The sequence below is a fragment of the Arthrobacter arabinosi genome (assembly GCF_054511115.1).
The window spans coordinates 437,297-453,937 of sequence record NZ_JBTNDF010000001.1 but is presented as its reverse complement, the minus strand read 5'-3'; the positions used below and the strand labels follow the sequence as shown (position 1 = coordinate 453,937).

Genomic DNA, 16,641 nt, shown 5'->3' with positions numbered 1-16,641 from the left:
CCTGGTGCTCGTCGTGACCCCTGGGGGAACCTTCCCGCCCACTCCACCATCGCCGAGTTCCGTGACCGGCGTGTTCGGAACCGCCGAACTCGGAACCGCCGGGGCGGCCGCCGTCGCCGGCCCGGCCGCCCCCATGCTCCTGCCCATGCCGGCGGCCGGACACGCATCGGTCGGCGCACCCACGCGCCGGCGCAGGTGCCGGCGGGTCATGTCGCCGGCACCTGATCGGCGTCGGCCTCGCGGTGACCGCGGGCCGCTGACCCCGCCTAACCGAGACGCTTGGCGCTGTACGCCCGCGGGGTGCGCACACCCGGGCGCTGCAGGGGCACCCACAGCTTGTACCGGTCGGCCCGGTAGTAGGAGACCGAATAGTCGACCATGGTGCGCGCCACGTAGGCGTGCCGCTGGATCTTCAGCAGGGGCGCGTTCATCTCGACGTTGAGCAGGCGCGCGATCGACGGGGAGGCGGCGGTCGCCTCGATGGTGTCCTCGCCCCACTCCATGACCAGCCCGTACTTCTCGCTCAGGACGTTGTACAGGGACGTGGGAGGTGGATCGTCGAGAATGCCGGCGACGCAGTGCGCCGGGATGAAGTTCTCGTCCACGCTCATGGGCTCACCGTCGGCGAGCAACTGGCGTCGGAACCGCACGACGGGCTGGCCGATGTCGATCTGCAGTTCCCTCGCCACGAGGGGCGACGCGCCCTGCTGTTCGAAGCTGAGGACCCGTGCGTCGGGGACCATGCCGCGGCGGATCATCTCCTCCGTGTAGGACGTCATCTTCATGTGCAGGTCCATCTTGCTGCGGGCGACGAAGGTCCCGAGCCCCACGATGCGCTCCAGGACCTCTTCGGCGACGAGGGCGTCGATCGCATGGCGCACGGTCATCCGCGCGACCCCGTAATAGTTGCTCAGAGCCCGCTCGGAGGGGACGCCTTCCCCGGGCTCACCGAACTGTCGGATGTAGTGCCGCAGGCTCTCGCGCACCTGCACATGCTTGGGTACTGCCGAGGCGTCGTCGAGCGGTTCTGCGTCGAAACGTCGCGGCAGCACAACCATGGATTCCATCTCCTGCGATCGGGTACCGGACGTGGGCGGTCAGGACGACTGTACGACGGCGGGCAGACGAAAGGGGAGCCCGCGCTCGGCGGACTCCCCTTTCATGGTCGAGCGGATCGGTCAGTGGGCGTGGTACCCGCGGCTGTACTCGAAGACCCAGCCGACCAGGGCGATCGCGGCGAGCCCCATGCCGATGTACAGGATCCAGAAGCCGATCGCCAGTCCCGCGAAACCGGTGGCGGCGGCCAGTCCGAGCACGAGGGGCCACCAGCTCCAGGGACTGAAGTGCCCCTGCTCACCCGATCCCTCGTGGATCTCGGCGTCGAGGCGGTCCTCCGGACGGTCCCCTACTCGCCTTCCCGTGAAGTTGAGGTAGAACCCGATCATCCCGGACAGCCCGGCGGTGAGGTAGAGGGCGAGGAAGCCGACCGGCTCCGACCACTCGACCAGGAACCCGTACACCGTACCGACGAGCAGGAAGAACGGCGTCAGGTAGGTGAAGAGTTTCGTCTCGACCCTCATGCGTTGGCGTCCTTTCGGTCAGCGGCGCCCATGAAGCTGGCAGCACTCTCATCGGGGGTGTGGGTCTGCTGGAGCTCCGGGTGGTGCAGGTCGAGCGCCGGGCGCTCGGAGCGGATGCGCGGCAGCGAGGTGAAGTTGTGGCGCGGCGGCGGGCAGGACGTCGCCCACTCCAGTGAGGCGCCGAACCCCCAGGGGTCGTCCACCTCGACCTTCTTGCCGGTACGCCAGGTGACGTACACGTTCCAGAAGAACGGGATCAGCGAGGCTCCGAGCACGAAGGACCCGATGGTGGAGAACTGGTTCATGGCCGTGAAGCCGTCCTCGGGCAGGTAGTCCGCGTAGCGGCGGGGCATGCCCTCGACGCCGAGCCAGTGCTGGATGAGGAACGTGGCGTGGAAGCCGAGGAACAGCATCCAGAAGTGGATCTTGCCGAGGCGCTCGTTGAGCATCTTCCCCGTGAATTTCGGCCACCAGAAGTAGAACCCGGCGAACATCGCGAAGACCACGGTTCCGAAGACCACGTAGTGGAAGTGAGCGACCACGAAGTAGGTGTCCGAGACGTGGAAGTCGAGCGGGGGTGAGGCGAGAATGATGCCCGTCAGGCCACCGAAGAGGAAGGTGACGAGGAAGCCGATGCTCCACAGCATCGGGGTCTCGAACGTGATCGATCCGCGCCACATCGTGCCGATCCAGTTGAAGAACTTCACGCCGGTCGGGACCGCGATGAGCATGGTCATGAAGGCGAAGAAGGGCAGCAGCACGGCGCCCGTGACGTACATGTGGTGTGCCCACACGGTCACCGAGAGGGCGGCGATCGCGATCGTCGCGTAGACGATGCCCTTGTACCCGAAGATCGGCTTGCGGCTGAAGACCGGGAAGATCTCGGAGACGATGCCGAAGAACGGCAGGGCGATGATGTACACCTCGGGGTGCCCGAAGAACCAGAAGAGGTGCTGCCAGAGGATGGCTCCGCCCGCTTCGGGATCGAAGATGTGGGCCCCGAAACGGCGATCGGCGCCGAGGGCGAAGAGCGCGGCGGCCAGCGGCGGGAAGGCCATCAGGACGAGGATCGCCGTGATCAGCGTGTTCCAGGTGAAGATGGGCATGCGCCACATGGTCATGCCCGGGGCGCGCATGCAGATGATCGTGGTGATGAAGTTGACGGCACCCAGGATGGTGCCGAAGCCGGAGAGCGCGAGTCCGAACACCCACAGGTCTCCGCCCACACCCGGCGAGAACGTCGTACTCGACAGCGGCGCGTACGCGAACCAGCCGAACGAGGCGGCGCCCTGGGGGGTGATGAAGCCGGACACGGCGATCGTGCTGCCGAACAGGAAGAACCAGAAGGCCAGCGCGTTCAACCGCGGGAAGGCGACGTCGGGCGCGCCGATCTGGAGCGGCATGATGACGTTCGCGAAGCCCGCGAACAGCGGAGTCGCGAACATCAGGAGCATCACGGTGCCGTGCATCGTGAACAGCTGGTTGTACTGCTCCTTGGTCTGCAGGATCTGCATGCCGGGCTCGAACAGCTCGGCCCGGATGATGAGGGCCATGACACCGGCGAAGCAGAAGAACACGAACGAGGAGATCAGGTACATGAACCCGATCGTCTTGTGGTCGGTCGAGGTGATCCAGTTGACGACGATGCGTCCCTTGGACCTCGGAACGACACGGGGAGCCGCAACGGTGCCGGCTTCCTCAAGGGTGTATTCGAAGGTGGACATCAGCTGCTGCTCCTGGCTGGATCGGTGTCGGGATCATCCTCAGGGTAGGAGTCGCGGTCGTACTCATCGCCGAGCTGACCGTCCTCCAGCTGCGCCATCTGCGTGTCGAACTCCTCCTGGGAGACGACCTTCACCATGAAGAGCATCTCCGAGTGGTACTGGCCGCACAGTTCTGCGCACTTGCCCTCGAAGGTGCCCTCCTTGGTGGGCGTGAGGTTGATGTAGTTGGTACGGCCCGGGTAGAGGTCGCGCTTCATCAGGAATCCGGGGACGAAGAACGAGTGCTGCACATCGCGGGCATTGAGCTGGAACTCGACGCTCTTGTTCACCGGCAGGTAGAGGGTGGGAAGGTTCTCAGGCACTCCCTCCTCACCGTTCAGGCTGCCCTGGACGCCCGTGGAGTACTTGTCTTCCTTGACGTAGTTGAAGTCCCACGACCACTGCTTGCCGCGGACATCCACGATGACGTCCGGATCCTCGACGCGGGCGTCGATCGTGTTGATGTCCCGCTCCGTGAAGTAGAAGAACACGAGGACCATGAAGAGGGGGATCGTCAAATAGAAGATCTCGAGCGGCAGGTTGTAGCTGATCTGCCGCGGGTACCCGGTGTCGTTCTTGCGGCGACGGTACGCGACCATGCACCAGATGATCAGGCCCCACGTGATGATGCCGACGACCATGGCCGCGATCCACGAGTTGACCCACAGATCGGTGATGGCCCCGGTGTGGTTGGTGTTGTCCCGGTCTGCCGGAAGCCAGCCCCGTTGGGCTTCAGCCGAACAGCCGGTCAGTAGGAGGGCGCCGGCCAGCGAGATGCTGGAGATCTTCGCGATCCTGACGCGCTTGCTACCGGTTCGGTCCTGCGAACTCACAGACGGACCTTCCTTTTCTACGTGCGTTGCCACCCGCCCGTGAAGCGGCCCGGGGTGCACATCCAGTTTTACTACTCACTGTAGAGCTTACCCGGAAGACCTGCGATCCGGTGACATGCGAAAGGCCCGGAACACACCTCGTCGGTGACGTTCCGGGCCTTGTCTGCGTGCTAGTGGAAGGAGTCCCCACAGGCGCAGGATCCGCCTGCATTCGGGTTGTCGATGGTGAACCCCTGCTTCGAGATGGTGTCCTCGAAATCGATCGACGCTCCGGACAGGTAGGGGACGCTCATCTTGTCCACGATCACCTCGACGCCGTCGAAGTCGCGGACGGCGTCACCGTCGAGGACGCGCTCGTCGAAGTACAGCTGGTAGATCAGGCCGGAGCAGCCGCCGGGCTGGACAGCGACACGCAGACGGAGGTCGGTGCGGCCTTCCTGCTCGAGGAGGCTCCGCACCTTGCCCGCTGCGACGTCGGACAGGCTGACCTCGTGCGCGGCCGGTTCCGTGGATCCCTGGAGGGACCCGGTGTCGGTGGTCGATGTGCTCATGGTGTTTCTCCTCGCTCGGACCCCACCCTGGTGTGTCCGCTCTCAGTGCCGTCCGCGGTGTCGCGCGCACGGCTGTCGTTTCATCGTACGCCGGACCCGCAGAAGGCATAACGGACGGCGGGGCAGAAACATTTCCGCCCCGCCGTCGGCCGTTCATTCTGCGGAGAGCCCGCCGTCGTTGATCCGGGCGAGTAGGATCGCCTCCGCCAGGACCGCCTTCCGGAACTCGTCGAGATGCAGCGACTCGTTCGCGCTGTGCGCGCGGGAGTCAGGATCCTCCACGCCGGTGATGAGGATCTGCGCGGCCGGGAAGAGCTCCGTCAGGTCCGCGATGAAGGGGATCGAGCCGCCCATGCCCGCCTCCACGGGCTCGACACCCCACGCCTCCCCGAGAGCGGACAGGGCGAGCCTGGACGCCGGTTCCGTGGTGTCCGTCCGGAAGGGGCTGCCCGTCTCCCCCGCCGTGAACGTCACCCGGGCGCCGAACGGGGCATGGGTCTCGACGTGGGCGCGGACGGCGTCCATCGCGGCCTCGGGGTCCTGGCCGGGGGCGAGGCGGAGGCTGAACTTGGCGCGGGCCCGCGGAAGCAGCGTATTGGAGGACAGCGCCACGGACGGGATGTCCATGCCGATGATGGACAGGGCCGGCTTGTGCCACAGGCGCGAGGCGATGGTCCCCGTACCGGCGAGGCGTACGCCGTCGAGCACCGATGCGTCGGCGCGGAAGTCGTCCTCGTCGTAGTCCACGCTCGCGTGGTCCCCGCCGTGCAGGCCCGCGATGGCGACGTCGCCGGCGTCGTCGTGCAGTGTCGCGATGAGCCGGGCCAGGAGCGTCGGGGCGTCCAGCACGGGCCCGCCGAACATGCCCGAGTGCACGGCGTGGTCGAGGACCTGCACCTCGATGGTGCCGTCCACCAGTCCGCGCAGGCTCGTGGTCAGGGCGGGCACGCCCACCCTCCAGTTGCTGGAGTCGGCGACGACGATGACGTCGGCTTCGAGGTCGTCCCGGTAGGTCTCGAGGAAGGAGCGGAACGTCGGCGACCCGGCTTCCTCCTCGCCCTCGATGAACAGGGTCACGCCGACACCGAAGGCGTCGCCGAGGACCTCGGTGAGTGCGCCGAACGCTCCGATGTGCGCCATGATGCCCGCCTTGTCGTCGGCCGCACCCCGGCCGTACAGCCGACCGTTGCGTTCCGTCGCGACGAAGGGCTCGGTCTCCCAGAGCGAGGGGTCCCCGGGCGGCTGGACGTCGTGGTGGGCGTACAGGAGGACGGTCGGCCGGCCCTCGGCCGCGGCACGGCGGGCAACGACGGCGGGACCGCCGGGTGTGCCGTCGTTGTCGACGCGCAGGATGCGGACGTCGTCGATCCCCACGCCGCGGATCAGGTCCGCGACCGCCTCGGCGCTGCGGTCGAGCTCACGGGCGTCGAAGGCGTCCCAGGCGATGCCCTGGATGGAGACGAGGCTCGAGAGGTGCTCGACGATGCGGGGGAAGGACGCGTCGACGCTGGCGCGGAGCCGGTCGCCGACACGCGAGCGATCGTGCGGGTGGTCGGGCGAGGTGTTCGTGGAAGTCATGCCAGAACCCTACACACGCCGCACCCCGGAGGCCGGGGGCCGGCGCCCCGCAGGATACCGGGTCCGGGCCCGACCTCCGGCCGCCCCGGACCCGGTATCCTGAAGGGGTGTTCGGACGAAACAAAGAAGCCCCCTCTGCCCAGGAAGTCGTTGACAGCGCTTCAAGCATCCCCGAGGCGCAGCGCCCGCAGGGAAAGGGCGCACCCACGCCCAGGCGCAGCGTGCAGCAGGCGGCGCGCAAGCGGCCCCTCGTGCCCGATGACCGCAAGGCGGCGCGCGAGCAGAGCCGCACCACCGTGCGGGACGAGCGGGCGAAGATGCGGCGGGCGCTCGACACCGACGACGAACGCTACCTCCCCTTGCGCGACAAGGGCCCGAACCGCCGGTACATCCGCCAGTTCGTCGACGCCCGGGTGAACATCGGCGAGTTCCTGATGATCGCCGCCCTGGTGTTCGTGATCCTCAGCTTCTTCCAGTCCCTCGCCGTACAGAGCGCCGTGCTGATGGCGTTCTGGGTCCTGATCGTCGCGGTGATCGTGGACTGCGTGCTGCTGCGTCGCAAGCTCAAGAAGAAGCTGACCGACAAGTTCGGGGCCCCCCATCAGGGCGACCTCTGGTACGGCGTGACCCGCGCCCTGCAGCTCCGGCGCCTCCGCCTGCCGAAGCCGCAGGTCAGCCGGGGACAGTACCCCTCCTGACCTTCGGCGCAGGCCGCTCCGCATCCTCCTCCCGTCCATCGACGACAAGAGCCGGGCCCTCGGGCCCGGCTCTTGTCGCGTCGATCCGGGTCAGGCCGCTGTGCCGCGCCGTGCGCGCAGGAGCCCGCGGTTGATGCGGTGCGCCCAGAACGGTCCCTCGTAGAGGAACCCTGTGTAGCCCTGGACGAGGGTTGCGCCGGCCTCGAGCCGCTCCAGGACGTCCTCGGGCGTCTCCACGCCCCCGACGGCGACGATGGCCAGCCGGTCCCCGACCGCCGACCGCAGACGCTCGAGGACCTGCAGTGACCGGGCCTTCAGCGGCGCCCCGCTCAGCCCTCCGACGCCCTTCGCCATGACGGTGTCGGCATCTGTGACCAGGTTCTCCCGCGTGATGGTGGTGTTCGTCGCGACGATGCCGTCGAGGCCCAGGGCCAGGGCGAGGGCCCCGACGTCGTCGATGTCCTGGTCCGTGAGGTCCGGGGCGATCTTGACCAGGAGCGGCACGTGGCGTCCCGCCGCTTCGTCCGCGGTGCGGCGGACGGCCTCGAGCAGCGGGCGGAGCGAGTCGACGCCCTGGAGCAGTCGCAGGCCCGGGGTGTTCGGGGAGGACACGTTGACCACCAGATAGTCCGCCACCGGAGCCAACTGTTCGGCGCTGACGAGGTAGTCGGCGATTGCGTCGGCGAGGTCCACGCGCTTCGTCTTGCCGATGTTGGCGCCGACCACGGGGCGTGGCCGCGACCGGTAGCGGCGGGCCAGCCGCTCGCGCGCCGACCGGAGGCGGGGCGCGACGGCGGCCGCGCCGTCGTTGTTGAAGCCCATCCGGTTGATGACCGCCCGATCCTCGACGAGCCGGAACAGGCGCGGAGCGGGGTTGCCCGGCTGCGCCTGGCCGGTGATGGTACCGATCTCGACGTGGCCGAACCCGAGTGCGGTCAGGGCGAGCACTCCCGTGCCGCCCTTGTCGAAGCCGGCGGCCAGCCCGAACGGCGACGGGAACTCCACGCCGAAGGCGGTGGTGGCGAGGCTCGGGTCGGGAGCGCAGAGCCGGCGCAGCACCCAGCCGGCCGGCGTGAGGTCGACGGCGCGGATGAGGGCGAACCCGATCCGGTGGGCCCTCTCCGCATCCATGCCGGAGAAGGCGATCCTGAAGAAGGTCGGGTAGAAACGCATGCCCCAAGACTTCCACGCCCCTGCGGCACGCACCAATCCGCGGGCACCACCCGGAGGCTTCCGACGGTGCGCGCCGGTAGGGTCGGAGGCATGGACGACGGCTGGTCGGAGGACATCCTGGGCGATCCCTTCCGCGCGCTGACCCTCCCTCTCGAGCCCGACGACGAGGGCCCCCGGGTGGCGACCCTCGTCGCCTACGAGCCGGACGTACCCTCCCGGGCGGACGGCGGGGCGCCGGCACCCACCCGGGCCGTGCTCTACCTCCACGGGTTCAGCGACTACTTCTTCCACACGGAGCTCGCCGGGGCGCTCTCCGGGCACGGGTGGGCGTTCTTCGCCCTGGACCTGCACAAGTACGGGCGCAGCCTGCTGCCCGGCCAGACACCCGGTTTCGCGCGCTCCCTGGACGAGTACGACGCCGACCTCGACGCCGCCCTGGCGGCGCTGCGCGCGCGGCTGGCCGCCCGTGCAGGCACAGGGAGCGGTGCGGCCGTGGAGGTGGTGCTGATGGCGCACTCGACGGGAGGACTCACCGCGACGCTCTGGGCGGCACGCAACCCGGGGCGGGTCGCGGCGCTCGTCCTCAACAGCCCCTGGCTCGACACCCGGGGCAGCGCGCTGCTGCGCAGCGCCGCGCAGGGCGTCCTCGACACGGTCTCGCGCCGCCGGCCGAAGGCGCGGCTGCGCCTCCCCGAGCCCGGGTTCTACTTCAGGAGCATCAGCGACACCCTCGACGGCGAATGGCCGGTGGCCCCGGCCTGGCGACCCGAGGCGGGATTCCCTGTCCGCGCCGGGTGGCTCGCGGCAGTCCTCGCCGGCCATGCCGCCCTGGCCCGCGGTGTGACGGTCCCGGTGCCCGTCCTCGTGCTGTGCTCCACGGCCTCCACGATCAGCGCCACCTGGAACGCGTCGATGCTGGAGTCCGACATCATCCTCGACGTGGGGCCGATGGTGCGCCGCGCGGCGGAGCTCGGGCACGACGTCACCATCCGGCGCCTGCCCGGCGCCCTGCACGACGTCTTCCTGTCCCGGCCGGAGGTGCGCCGCGCCGCCGTCATGATCACCGCGGGGTGGCTGGACGCCCACGTCCCCGCCGACGCACGGGCACGCACCGCGCAAACACCCGCCTCGCGGACGCCCGACCGGTCCCCTCCCCGCCTGACGCGCTAGGCGGACGCCCGACCGGTCCCCTCCCCGCCTGACGCGCTAGGAGGACGCCCGTTGCGCGGCCTGGTCGACCGCTCCCCCGTACCGGCGGTCACGCGAGGCGTATTCCTCGATGGCGCGCCACAGGGTGCGGCGGTCCACGTCGGGCCACAGCGTGTTCATGAAGACCATCTCCGCGTACGCGGACTGCCAGAGCATGAAGTTGGACAGCCGCTGCTCGCCGGAGGTGCGCAGGAACAGGTCGACGTCGGGGAGATCGGGTTCGTCGAGGTAGCGCTGCACGGTCTTCTCGCCGACCGAGGACGCCTTCAGGGTCCCGGCAGCGACGTCCTCGGCGATGGCACGCGCGGCGTCGGCGATCTCGGCCCGTCCGCCGTAGTTCACGCACATGGTCAGGGTGCAGGTGGTGTTGCCGCGGGTGTACTGCTCGGCTTCCTCCAGCTCCCGGATGACCGACTGCCACAGCTTCGGCCGGCGGCCCGACCACCGGATCCGGACCCCCCACCGGTCGAGCTGGTCCCGCTGGCGCCTCAGCACGTCCTTGTTGAACCCCATCAGGAACCGCACCTCCTCGGGCGACCGCTTCCAGTTCTCCGTGCTGAACGCGTAGACGGAGACGTGTTCGACGCCGATCTCGATCGCCCCGGCCATGACGTCCAGCAGCGCCGCCTCACCCGCCTTGTGCCCTTCGGTGCGGGGCAGGCCCCGCTCGTTGGCCCACCGGCCGTTGCCGTCCATCACGATCGCCACGTGCCGGGGGACGAACTGGCGCGGGATGACGGGTGCCTGCTCACCGCTCGGGTGGGGCCAGGGTGCCACGGGTCGGGCGGGGTTCTTCATGCACGCTCCACATGTTTGAGGGAGGCGACCCCGCGTTCGAGGTGCCATTGCAGGTAGGCGGCGACGAGGCCCGCGGCCTCGCGCCGCGCGCTGTTCTCCGACGCGTCCGCGGTCGCCCAGTCGCCCGTGAGCAGCGCCCCGAGCAGGTCCATGGTCGCGGGCGACGGCGACGCCGAGCCGGGCGGCCGGCAGGCGGGGCATACCGCGCCGCCGAGCGGTGCGGAGAAGGCGGAGTGCGGACCCGGGGCGCCGCAGCGGGCGCACGCCGTGAAGCTCGGAGCCCACCCCGCAGTCGCGAGGGCGCGCAGCAGGTACGAGTCGAGGATGAGTTCCGAGGGGTGCAGGTTCCGGCTGAGGGCGGAGAACGCCCCGGCGACGAGCGCGTACTGCGCTCCCCCGGACTCGCCGATGTCCGTGAGGCGTTCGGCGGTCTCGGCGATGGCGGTCGCCGCGGTGTACCGCGCGTAGTCCGACGCGATGCCGTGGCCGTAGGCGCCCTTGGTCTGCGCCTGCGTGACGACGTCGAGGCTGCGCCCGTGTGCGAGGAGGAGGTCCACGGACATGAACGGCTCGAGGCGGGAACCGAACTTGCTGCTGGTCCGCCGGACGCCCTTGGCGACGGCGCGGACCTGCCCGTGCTCGCGGGTCAACAGGACGATGATGCGGTCCGCCTCACCGAGTTTGTAGGTGCGCAGCACGACGCCTTCGGTGCGGTAGGTGCGTGATGCTGACGAGGAAGGCACTGGATCATTCTCCCACCTGCCACCCCCGCCGGCCTGCCCGGCACGGGGCGGCGGGGGTGGGACGTCGCGGCCGGTTTCCGGTCAGGCGGCGTCGCGGATGGCCCGGTTGACCGCCGAGATGACGGCCTTCAGCGCGGCCATCGTGGTGTTCGCGTCGATGCCGACGCCCCACAGCACCCGCTCGCCGACAGCGCATTCGACGTACGCTGCGGCGCGGGCGTTGCCGCCGGAGGACAGGGCATGCTCGGTGTAGTCGAGGACGCGGACGTCCACCCCGTCCTGACCGAGGATGGTGAGCAGCGCATCGATCGGGCCGTTGCCCTGGGACGCCTTCCGCTGCTGCACGCCGTCGACCAGGAGCGTCGCGACCAGCTTGAACGAGCCGTCCTCGGCCGTGTCCGTGTTCACCGAGGTGAGCTCGTAATGGCCCCAGGCCTCGGATCCGCCGTCGGCGCGGGTCGGCAGGTATTCGTCCTGGAACACCGACCACAGCTGGCTGCCGCTGACCTCGCCGCCCTGGGTCTCCGTTCGGCGCTGGATGACGCCGGAGAACTCGATCTGCGCGCGGCGCGGCAGGTCCAGGCTGTGCTCGTTCTTGAGCAGGTACGCCACACCACCCTTCCCGGACTGCGAGTTGACCCGGATGACGGCCTCGTAGGACCGGCCGATGTCCTTCGGGTCGATCGGCAGGTACGGGACGGCCCACGGGAGCTCGTCGACGCCGACGCCGGCTGCCGCGGCGTCGCGCTCCATGCTCTCGAAGCCCTTCTTGATGGCGTCCTGGTGGGAGCCGGAGAAGGCGGTGAAGACGAGATCGCCACCGTACGGGGACCGCTCCGGCACGCTGAGCTGGTTGCAGTATTCCGCGGTCCGGCGGATCGAGTCCATGTCGGAGAAGTCGAGCTGGGGGTCGATGCCCTGGCTGAACAGGTTCATCCCGAGCGTCACCAGGTCCACGTTGCCGGTCCGCTCGCCGTTGCCGAACAGGCATCCCTCGATGCGGTCCGCGCCGGCCAGGTAACCGAGTTCCGCGGCCGCCACGCCGGTGCCGCGGTCGTTGTGGGGGTGCAGCGACAGGATGATGCCGTCCCTGTCCGCGAGGTTGCGGCTCATCCATTCGATGGAGTCGGCATACACGTTCGGCGTCGCCATCTCGACGGTCGCCGGCAGGTTGAGGATCATCTGGCGGTCCGCCGAGGCCTCGAACACCGCCGACACCTCGTTGCTGATACGGGCCGCGAAATCGAGCTCCGTGCCCGTGAAGGACTCCGGGGAGTACTCGTACGTGATCGCGGTGTCCCCCATGTTCTCCTCGAACTTGCGGCACAACCGGGCCCCCTGGAGGGCGAGGTCGATGATGCCGTCCTGGTCCTGGTTGAACACCACGCGCCGCTGCAGCACGGACGTCGAGTTGTAGAGGTGCACGATCGCCCGGTCGGCTCCCTCGAGGGACGCGTAGGTCCGCTCGATCAGGTGCTCACGGGACTGCGTCAGGACCTGGATGGTGACGTCGTCGGGGATGCGGTCCCCCTCGACGAGCTGGCGGACGAAGTCGAAGTCCGTCTGCGACGCCGACGGGAAGCCGACCTCGATCTCCTTGAAGCCCATCCGGACGAGGAGGTCGAACATCTTGTGCTTGCGTTCGGGGTTCATCGGGTCGATGAGGGCCTGGTTGCCGTCACGGAGGTCGACGGCGCACCAGCGGGGTGCCTTCGTGATCACGCGGTCCGGCCAGGTGCGGTCGGGGAGTTCGACGGTGATCTGGTCCTGGAAGGGCCGGTACTTGCCGAACGGCATACCGGAGGTCTTCTGTGCGTTTCGCATGGGGGACGGCCTTGTCTGTGGGGACTGGATGTGCTGTCGGCCGGGCAACGCGGACTCCGCGGCGAGGGTGGCCAGTGGCTCCGAGTCCTAGAGGGCCCCGCCGCGGCACCGAAGAAGAGTTCTCTGTGCGCGCACCCTGCCACGATAGCACGGCACATAGGATGGCCTCCGGGGCGCTCGGACGAGTGCACGCCCCGGAAGTACCACGAGGAATCAGGAACCGACTATGACGATCAGCACCTTCGACCCGGCCACGCTCGACACGACGGTCCGGCCGCAGGACGACCTCTTCCGGCACGCGAACGGCGTCTGGCTGAAGGACACGGCCATCCCCGACGACCGCCCGCTCACCGGCTCCTTCACCGCCCTGCGCGACGCCTCCGAGCTCGCCGTCCGCACCATCATCGAGGAGGCTGCGGCGCAGGCGGCTGCCGGATCAACCGACGGGATCGACGCCAAGCTCGGCACCCTGTACGCGGACTTCATGGACACGGCACGCATCGAGGCCGAGGGATCCGCCCCGATCCGGCCACTGCTGGAGCGTATCGAGGCGGTGTCCACGGTCGAGGAGCTCGTGGACCTCAGCGCCGGCCTGACCCGCTCGGGTGTCCAGGGCTTCGTGGCACCGTACGTGAGCAACGATGCCGGCAACCCGGAGCGCTACCTGCTGCACGTGTACCAGTCGGGGCTCGGCCTGCCGGACGAGTCCTACTACCGGGAGGAAGGCTTCGCCGAGACGCGAGACAGGTACCGGGAACTGCTCGAGCGGCTCTTCGAGCTCGCCGGGACCGCCGATCCGGCCGGCGCCGCGACGCGCGTCGTCGAGCTCGAGACGCGCCTGGCGGCGTCGTCGATGGGGTCCGTGGAGCGCCGGGACCCGCAGAAGACCTACAACCTCGTCCGGCACGATGACGTCGCCGGGCTGTCGCCCCACCTCGTCCCGTGGCTGCGCATCGTCACCGACAGCGCCGGGCAGGCCGTGGAGCTCGTGGTCAACCAGCCCGACTTCGTGCGTGGACTCGACGGCGCCCTGCGCTCCGAGGACCTCGGCACCTGGCGGGAGTGGCTCACGAGCCGTGTCCTGCTGCACGCCGCCGACTACCTCGACGAGAGATTCGTGGACGCTGCCTTCGCGTTCTACGGCACGCACCTGGCCGGCACCCCCCGTATCAAGGACCGCTGGAAGCGCGGCGTCGCCCTCGTGGAGGGGGCGATGGGCGAGGCGATCGGCCGGCGGTACGTCGAACGGCATTTCCCGGCGACGCACAAGGCCGCCATGCTCCAGCTGGTCGGCAACCTCATCGCCTCCTACGAGGCGAGCATCTCGTCGCTGGCCTGGATGACGGGCGAGACCCGCGACCGGGCCCTCGAGAAGCTCTCGCAGTTCACCACGAAGATCGGCTACCCGGAGCAGTGGATCGACTACGGGCCGCTCGAGGTGCAGGCGTCCGACCTCTACGGGAACGTGCTGAGAGCTGCCGAGTTCGAGCACCGCCGGCAGCTCGACAAGCTGGGCGGCCCGATCGACCGCGGCACGTGGCTCATGACACCGCAGACCGTCAACGCCTACTACATGCCCACGATGAACGAGATCGTCTTCCCGGCAGCCATCCTCCAGCCCCCGTTCTTCGACATCGAGGCCGACGACGCCGTCAACTACGGGGCGATCGGCGCCGTCATCGGCCACGAGATCGGCCACGGCTTCGACGACAAGGGATCGCAGTTCGACGGCACCGGCCGCCTGCGCAACTGGTGGAGCGAGGCGGACAGGACGGCGTTCGACGCCCTGACCGGACGCCTCGTCGCCCAGTACGCGTCACTCAAACCGTCCGAGGTCGCGGGGCAGACCGTCAACGGTGAACTCACCCTCGGCGAGAACATCGGGGACCTCGGCGGGCTCGGCATCAGCTACCGCGCGTACCTCCTGAGCCTCGGGGACGCGGAGGCGCCGGTGATCGACGGCCTGACGGGGACGCAGCGCTTCTTCCTCTCGTGGGCCACGTGCTGGCAGCAGAAGATCCGGCCGGAGGAGGCCAAGCGCCGCCTGACCGTGGACCCCCACTCCCCCAACGAGTTCCGCTGCAACCAGGTGGTCAGGAACCTCGACGAGTTCCACACGGCGTTCGGTCTCGGCCCGGAGGACCGGCTGTGGCTGGAGCCCGAGGACCGCGTGCGCATCTGGTAGTCCCCACCGGCGGGAGGGCCCGCGCGCCCGTCAGGGCACGGGGGCCCGTCCTCGCCCGGGTGCCGCCCTACAGACCCGAGGACGCCTGGCAGGTCACCTGGTCGGCCGTCTGGCCCTGCAGCCCGCTGCCGAGCGGCGGTACCACGACCTTCGAGCCCGTCGCCAGGTCTGCCCCGACGAGCAACTGGACGCCGGCGGCGGACTCGTCGAGCGAGACCTGGCTCTGCGGGACGCCGAAGCGGGCGGCGAGATCGGCGGCGGCATCCTCGTAGCCGGTGCTGAAGTAGACCTGCGTCAGCTCTGCGGGCACGGACGCGTAGGGCGTGGCCTGGGTGTAGCCGGCGGCGAGGAGCAGTTCCTGCACCTCGGCGCCCCGGTCGGGGTTCTCGGTGGCATTCACGACGAGGACGGGGACCGCTCCGGGATCGACCGCCGGAGCCGTCGGGGTGGCGGGTGCCGGGGTGGCGGGCGCCGTGGTCGCCGGGGCCGTGGTCGCCGGGCCCGTCGTCGCCGCCGTGGAGGGTTCGGGGGCGCCGTCGGTGAGGCCCCTGTCCTCCCGCAGGGCGTCGAAGAGCGGCGCGGCCGCGTCCTCGTCGAGGACCAGGCGGTTCGGGTCCTCGGCCCAGGGCTCGGTGGGAACCGTCACGAAGGCGATGTTGCCGAGGTCGACGTCCTTGGTGCGGTCGGCGATCTTCAGCAGCTCGGTCGGCTTCGACAGGTCCTCGTCCACCGTCAGGTTGCGAGTGATCGTCTCCGCGATCGAGTAGAGCCTGGGGAGGTTGGTCAGGGTCCCCTCGGCGCGGACCTTGCGGGCCATGGACGCGAGGAACGACTGCTGCGCCGCGATGCGTCCCGTGTCGCCGCCGTCGCCGAAGCTGTGACGCGTCCGCAGGAAGGCCAGCGCCTGGTCTCCCTCCACCTCGCTGGTCCCCGCGGGCAGGGACAGCCCGGAGTACTCGTCGTCCACGGGTTCCTCGACGCACACCTCGACGCCGCCCAGGGTGGAGGAGAGCTCCTTCACCGCGTTGAAGTCGGCCATCATGAAGTGGTCGATCGACAGGTCGGTGAGATTGTTGAGGGCGGCGACCGTGCAGCCGGGTCCGCCCTCGCCGAGCGCGCCGTTCAGCTGGCCGAGGTCCATCGCCTGGGACCTCTCCCCGGTCTCGGGGTTCACGCAGCTGGGCAGGGGGACCAGCAGGTCGCGGGGGAACGAGACGACGGTGACGTTCTCGCGGTCGGCGGAGAGCGTGAGCAGCATCATGACGTCGGAGTTGCCCTCGCCCGAGGAATCGTCCTCGCTGCCGAAGAACTTCCCCGAATTGCCGGTGCGCGTGTCGGTGCCGAGGATGAGGATCTGGAGGGGGTCGGTGCTGGAGTCGACGGGAAGCGCGGACTCCCCGTTCTCGCCCAGGTTCAGCGGGGAGGTCGTGACGTTCGACTGCAGGCGGAACACCTGGACCGCGACGAATGCCACGGAGGCGAGGAGCACGGCCGCCATGACCATGGCCGCGGTCCTGAGCCCGCGGTTGCGCCGGCCGCGACCGAGGTGCCGTCCTGCCGGGCCAGCGTCGCCGGCGGCACCGGCGGGGATCGCCTCGGGGGCGTCGCCGGCGCTACGCGCGTCATCACTGGATGGTCGGCGGGTCATGCCCGGGCTCCTTCGGATGGTTGGACGGTTCGGATGGTTGGACGGTTGCGATGGTCGG

Annotated in this window: 14 protein-coding genes; 3 read left to right on the top strand and 11 right to left on the bottom strand. The window is 69.4% G+C overall.

Translation table 11 applies throughout. The annotated features are described in order from the left end of the window. Positions 1-266 precede the first annotated feature (266 nt). From ACX80P_RS02170 to ACX80P_RS02145, 6 genes are all read right to left on the bottom strand, one after another. Positions 267-1,058 (bottom strand): GntR family transcriptional regulator, encoded by a 792-nt coding sequence (locus ACX80P_RS02170; RefSeq protein ID WP_459276783.1) that lies wholly within the window; start codon positions 1,056-1,058, stop codon positions 267-269. Between the two features lie 120 nt (positions 1,059-1,178). Further along, positions 1,179-1,580 carry a cytochrome c oxidase subunit 4 gene (ctaF, locus tag ACX80P_RS02165; protein ID WP_459276380.1) on the bottom strand — a complete coding sequence of 134 codons (402 nt, stop codon included), beginning with the start codon at positions 1,578-1,580 and terminating at the stop codon, positions 1,179-1,181. Next, positions 1,577-3,304, bottom strand: a complete 1,728-nt coding sequence (ctaD, locus tag ACX80P_RS02160) for an aa3-type cytochrome oxidase subunit I (RefSeq protein ID WP_459276379.1) — start codon at positions 3,302-3,304, stop codon at positions 1,577-1,579. Before ctaD ends, ctaF begins: the two co-directional genes overlap by 4 nt. Then, complete coding sequence (gene ctaC / locus ACX80P_RS02155) at positions 3,304-4,176, bottom strand: aa3-type cytochrome oxidase subunit II (protein WP_459276378.1); 873 nt, start codon at positions 4,174-4,176, stop codon at positions 3,304-3,306. Before ctaC ends, ctaD begins: the two co-directional genes overlap by 1 nt. 170 nt (positions 4,177-4,346) lie before the next feature. Further along, positions 4,347-4,727: a HesB/IscA family protein gene (locus tag ACX80P_RS02150; protein ID WP_459276377.1), complete on the bottom strand. Its 381-nt coding sequence runs from the start codon at positions 4,725-4,727 to the stop codon at positions 4,347-4,349. A gap of 153 nt (positions 4,728-4,880) precedes the next feature. Next, entirely contained in the window at positions 4,881-6,305 is a 1,425-nt protein-coding gene (locus tag ACX80P_RS02145; protein WP_459276376.1) for a dipeptidase, read from the bottom strand. 107 nt (positions 6,306-6,412) lie between these two features. Here ACX80P_RS02145 and ACX80P_RS02140 point away from each other — a divergent pair, with 107 nt between their 5' ends. Continuing rightward, positions 6,413-7,003 (top strand): DUF3043 domain-containing protein, encoded by a 591-nt coding sequence (locus ACX80P_RS02140; RefSeq protein WP_459276375.1) that lies wholly within the window; start codon positions 6,413-6,415, stop codon positions 7,001-7,003. A gap of 90 nt (positions 7,004-7,093) precedes the next feature. On the opposite strand, the gene ACX80P_RS02135 is transcribed toward ACX80P_RS02140, so the two are convergent. Then, a complete protein-coding gene (locus tag ACX80P_RS02135; protein WP_459276374.1) occupies positions 7,094-8,176 on the bottom strand; it encodes a quinone-dependent dihydroorotate dehydrogenase in 1,083 nt (360 codons plus the stop codon). 90 nt (positions 8,177-8,266) lie between these two features. Between ACX80P_RS02135 and ACX80P_RS02130 the strand changes: the two genes are divergently transcribed. Next, positions 8,267-9,346 carry an alpha/beta hydrolase gene (locus tag ACX80P_RS02130; RefSeq protein ID WP_459276373.1) on the top strand — a complete coding sequence of 360 codons (1,080 nt, stop codon included), beginning with the start codon at positions 8,267-8,269 and terminating at the stop codon, positions 9,344-9,346. A gap of 36 nt (positions 9,347-9,382) precedes the next feature. Here the strand turns inward: ACX80P_RS02130 and ACX80P_RS02125 are convergent, their stop codons facing one another. The 3 genes from ACX80P_RS02125 to leuA form a co-directional block, all read right to left on the bottom strand. Then, complete coding sequence (locus ACX80P_RS02125) at positions 9,383-10,183, bottom strand: isoprenyl transferase (protein WP_459276372.1); 801 nt, start codon at positions 10,181-10,183, stop codon at positions 9,383-9,385. After that, entirely contained in the window at positions 10,180-10,926 is a 747-nt protein-coding gene (gene recO / locus ACX80P_RS02120) for a DNA repair protein RecO (RefSeq protein WP_459276371.1), read from the bottom strand. Before recO ends, ACX80P_RS02125 begins: the two co-directional genes overlap by 4 nt. An 81-nt stretch (positions 10,927-11,007) precedes the next feature. Next, entirely contained in the window at positions 11,008-12,750 is a 1,743-nt protein-coding gene (gene leuA / locus ACX80P_RS02115) for a 2-isopropylmalate synthase (protein ID WP_459276370.1), read from the bottom strand. A gap of 226 nt (positions 12,751-12,976) precedes the next feature. Here leuA and ACX80P_RS02110 point away from each other — a divergent pair, with 226 nt between their 5' ends. Then, positions 12,977-14,935 (top strand): M13 family metallopeptidase, encoded by a 1,959-nt coding sequence (locus ACX80P_RS02110; RefSeq protein ID WP_459276369.1) that lies wholly within the window; start codon positions 12,977-12,979, stop codon positions 14,933-14,935. A gap of 67 nt (positions 14,936-15,002) precedes the next feature. Here the strand turns inward: ACX80P_RS02110 and ACX80P_RS02105 are convergent, their stop codons facing one another. Beyond that, on the bottom strand, positions 15,003-16,583 hold the full coding sequence (locus ACX80P_RS02105) for an LCP family protein (RefSeq protein WP_459276368.1): 1,581 nt from the start codon (positions 16,581-16,583) through the stop codon (positions 15,003-15,005). Between the last annotated feature and the right edge of the window lie 58 nt (positions 16,584-16,641).

Excerpts from the sequence above, each read along its gene's own strand:
- ACX80P_RS02170 (WP_459276783.1), bottom strand. The coding sequence starts at position 1,058 with ATGGTTGTGCTGCCGCGACGTTTCGACGCAGAACCGCTCGACGACGCC.
- ctaF (WP_459276380.1), bottom strand. The coding sequence starts at position 1,580 with ATGAGGGTCGAGACGAAACTCTTCACCTACCTGACGCCGTTCTTCCTG.
- ctaD (WP_459276379.1), bottom strand. The coding sequence starts at position 3,304 with ATGTCCACCTTCGAATACACCCTTGAGGAAGCCGGCACCGTTGCGGCT.
- ACX80P_RS02150 (WP_459276377.1), bottom strand. The coding sequence starts at position 4,727 with ATGAGCACATCGACCACCGACACCGGGTCCCTCCAGGGATCCACGGAA.
- ACX80P_RS02145 (WP_459276376.1), bottom strand. The coding sequence starts at position 6,305 with ATGACTTCCACGAACACCTCGCCCGACCACCCGCACGATCGCTCGCGT.
- ACX80P_RS02135 (WP_459276374.1), bottom strand. The coding sequence starts at position 8,176 with ATGCGTTTCTACCCGACCTTCTTCAGGATCGCCTTCTCCGGCATGGAT.
- ACX80P_RS02130 (WP_459276373.1), top strand. The coding sequence starts at position 8,267 with ATGGACGACGGCTGGTCGGAGGACATCCTGGGCGATCCCTTCCGCGCG.
- ACX80P_RS02125 (WP_459276372.1), bottom strand. The coding sequence starts at position 10,183 with ATGAAGAACCCCGCCCGACCCGTGGCACCCTGGCCCCACCCGAGCGGT.
- leuA (WP_459276370.1), bottom strand. The coding sequence starts at position 12,750 with ATGCGAAACGCACAGAAGACCTCCGGTATGCCGTTCGGCAAGTACCGG.
- ACX80P_RS02110 (WP_459276369.1), top strand. The coding sequence starts at position 12,977 with ATGACGATCAGCACCTTCGACCCGGCCACGCTCGACACGACGGTCCGG.
- ACX80P_RS02105 (WP_459276368.1), bottom strand. The coding sequence starts at position 16,583 with ATGACCCGCCGACCATCCAGTGATGACGCGCGTAGCGCCGGCGACGCC.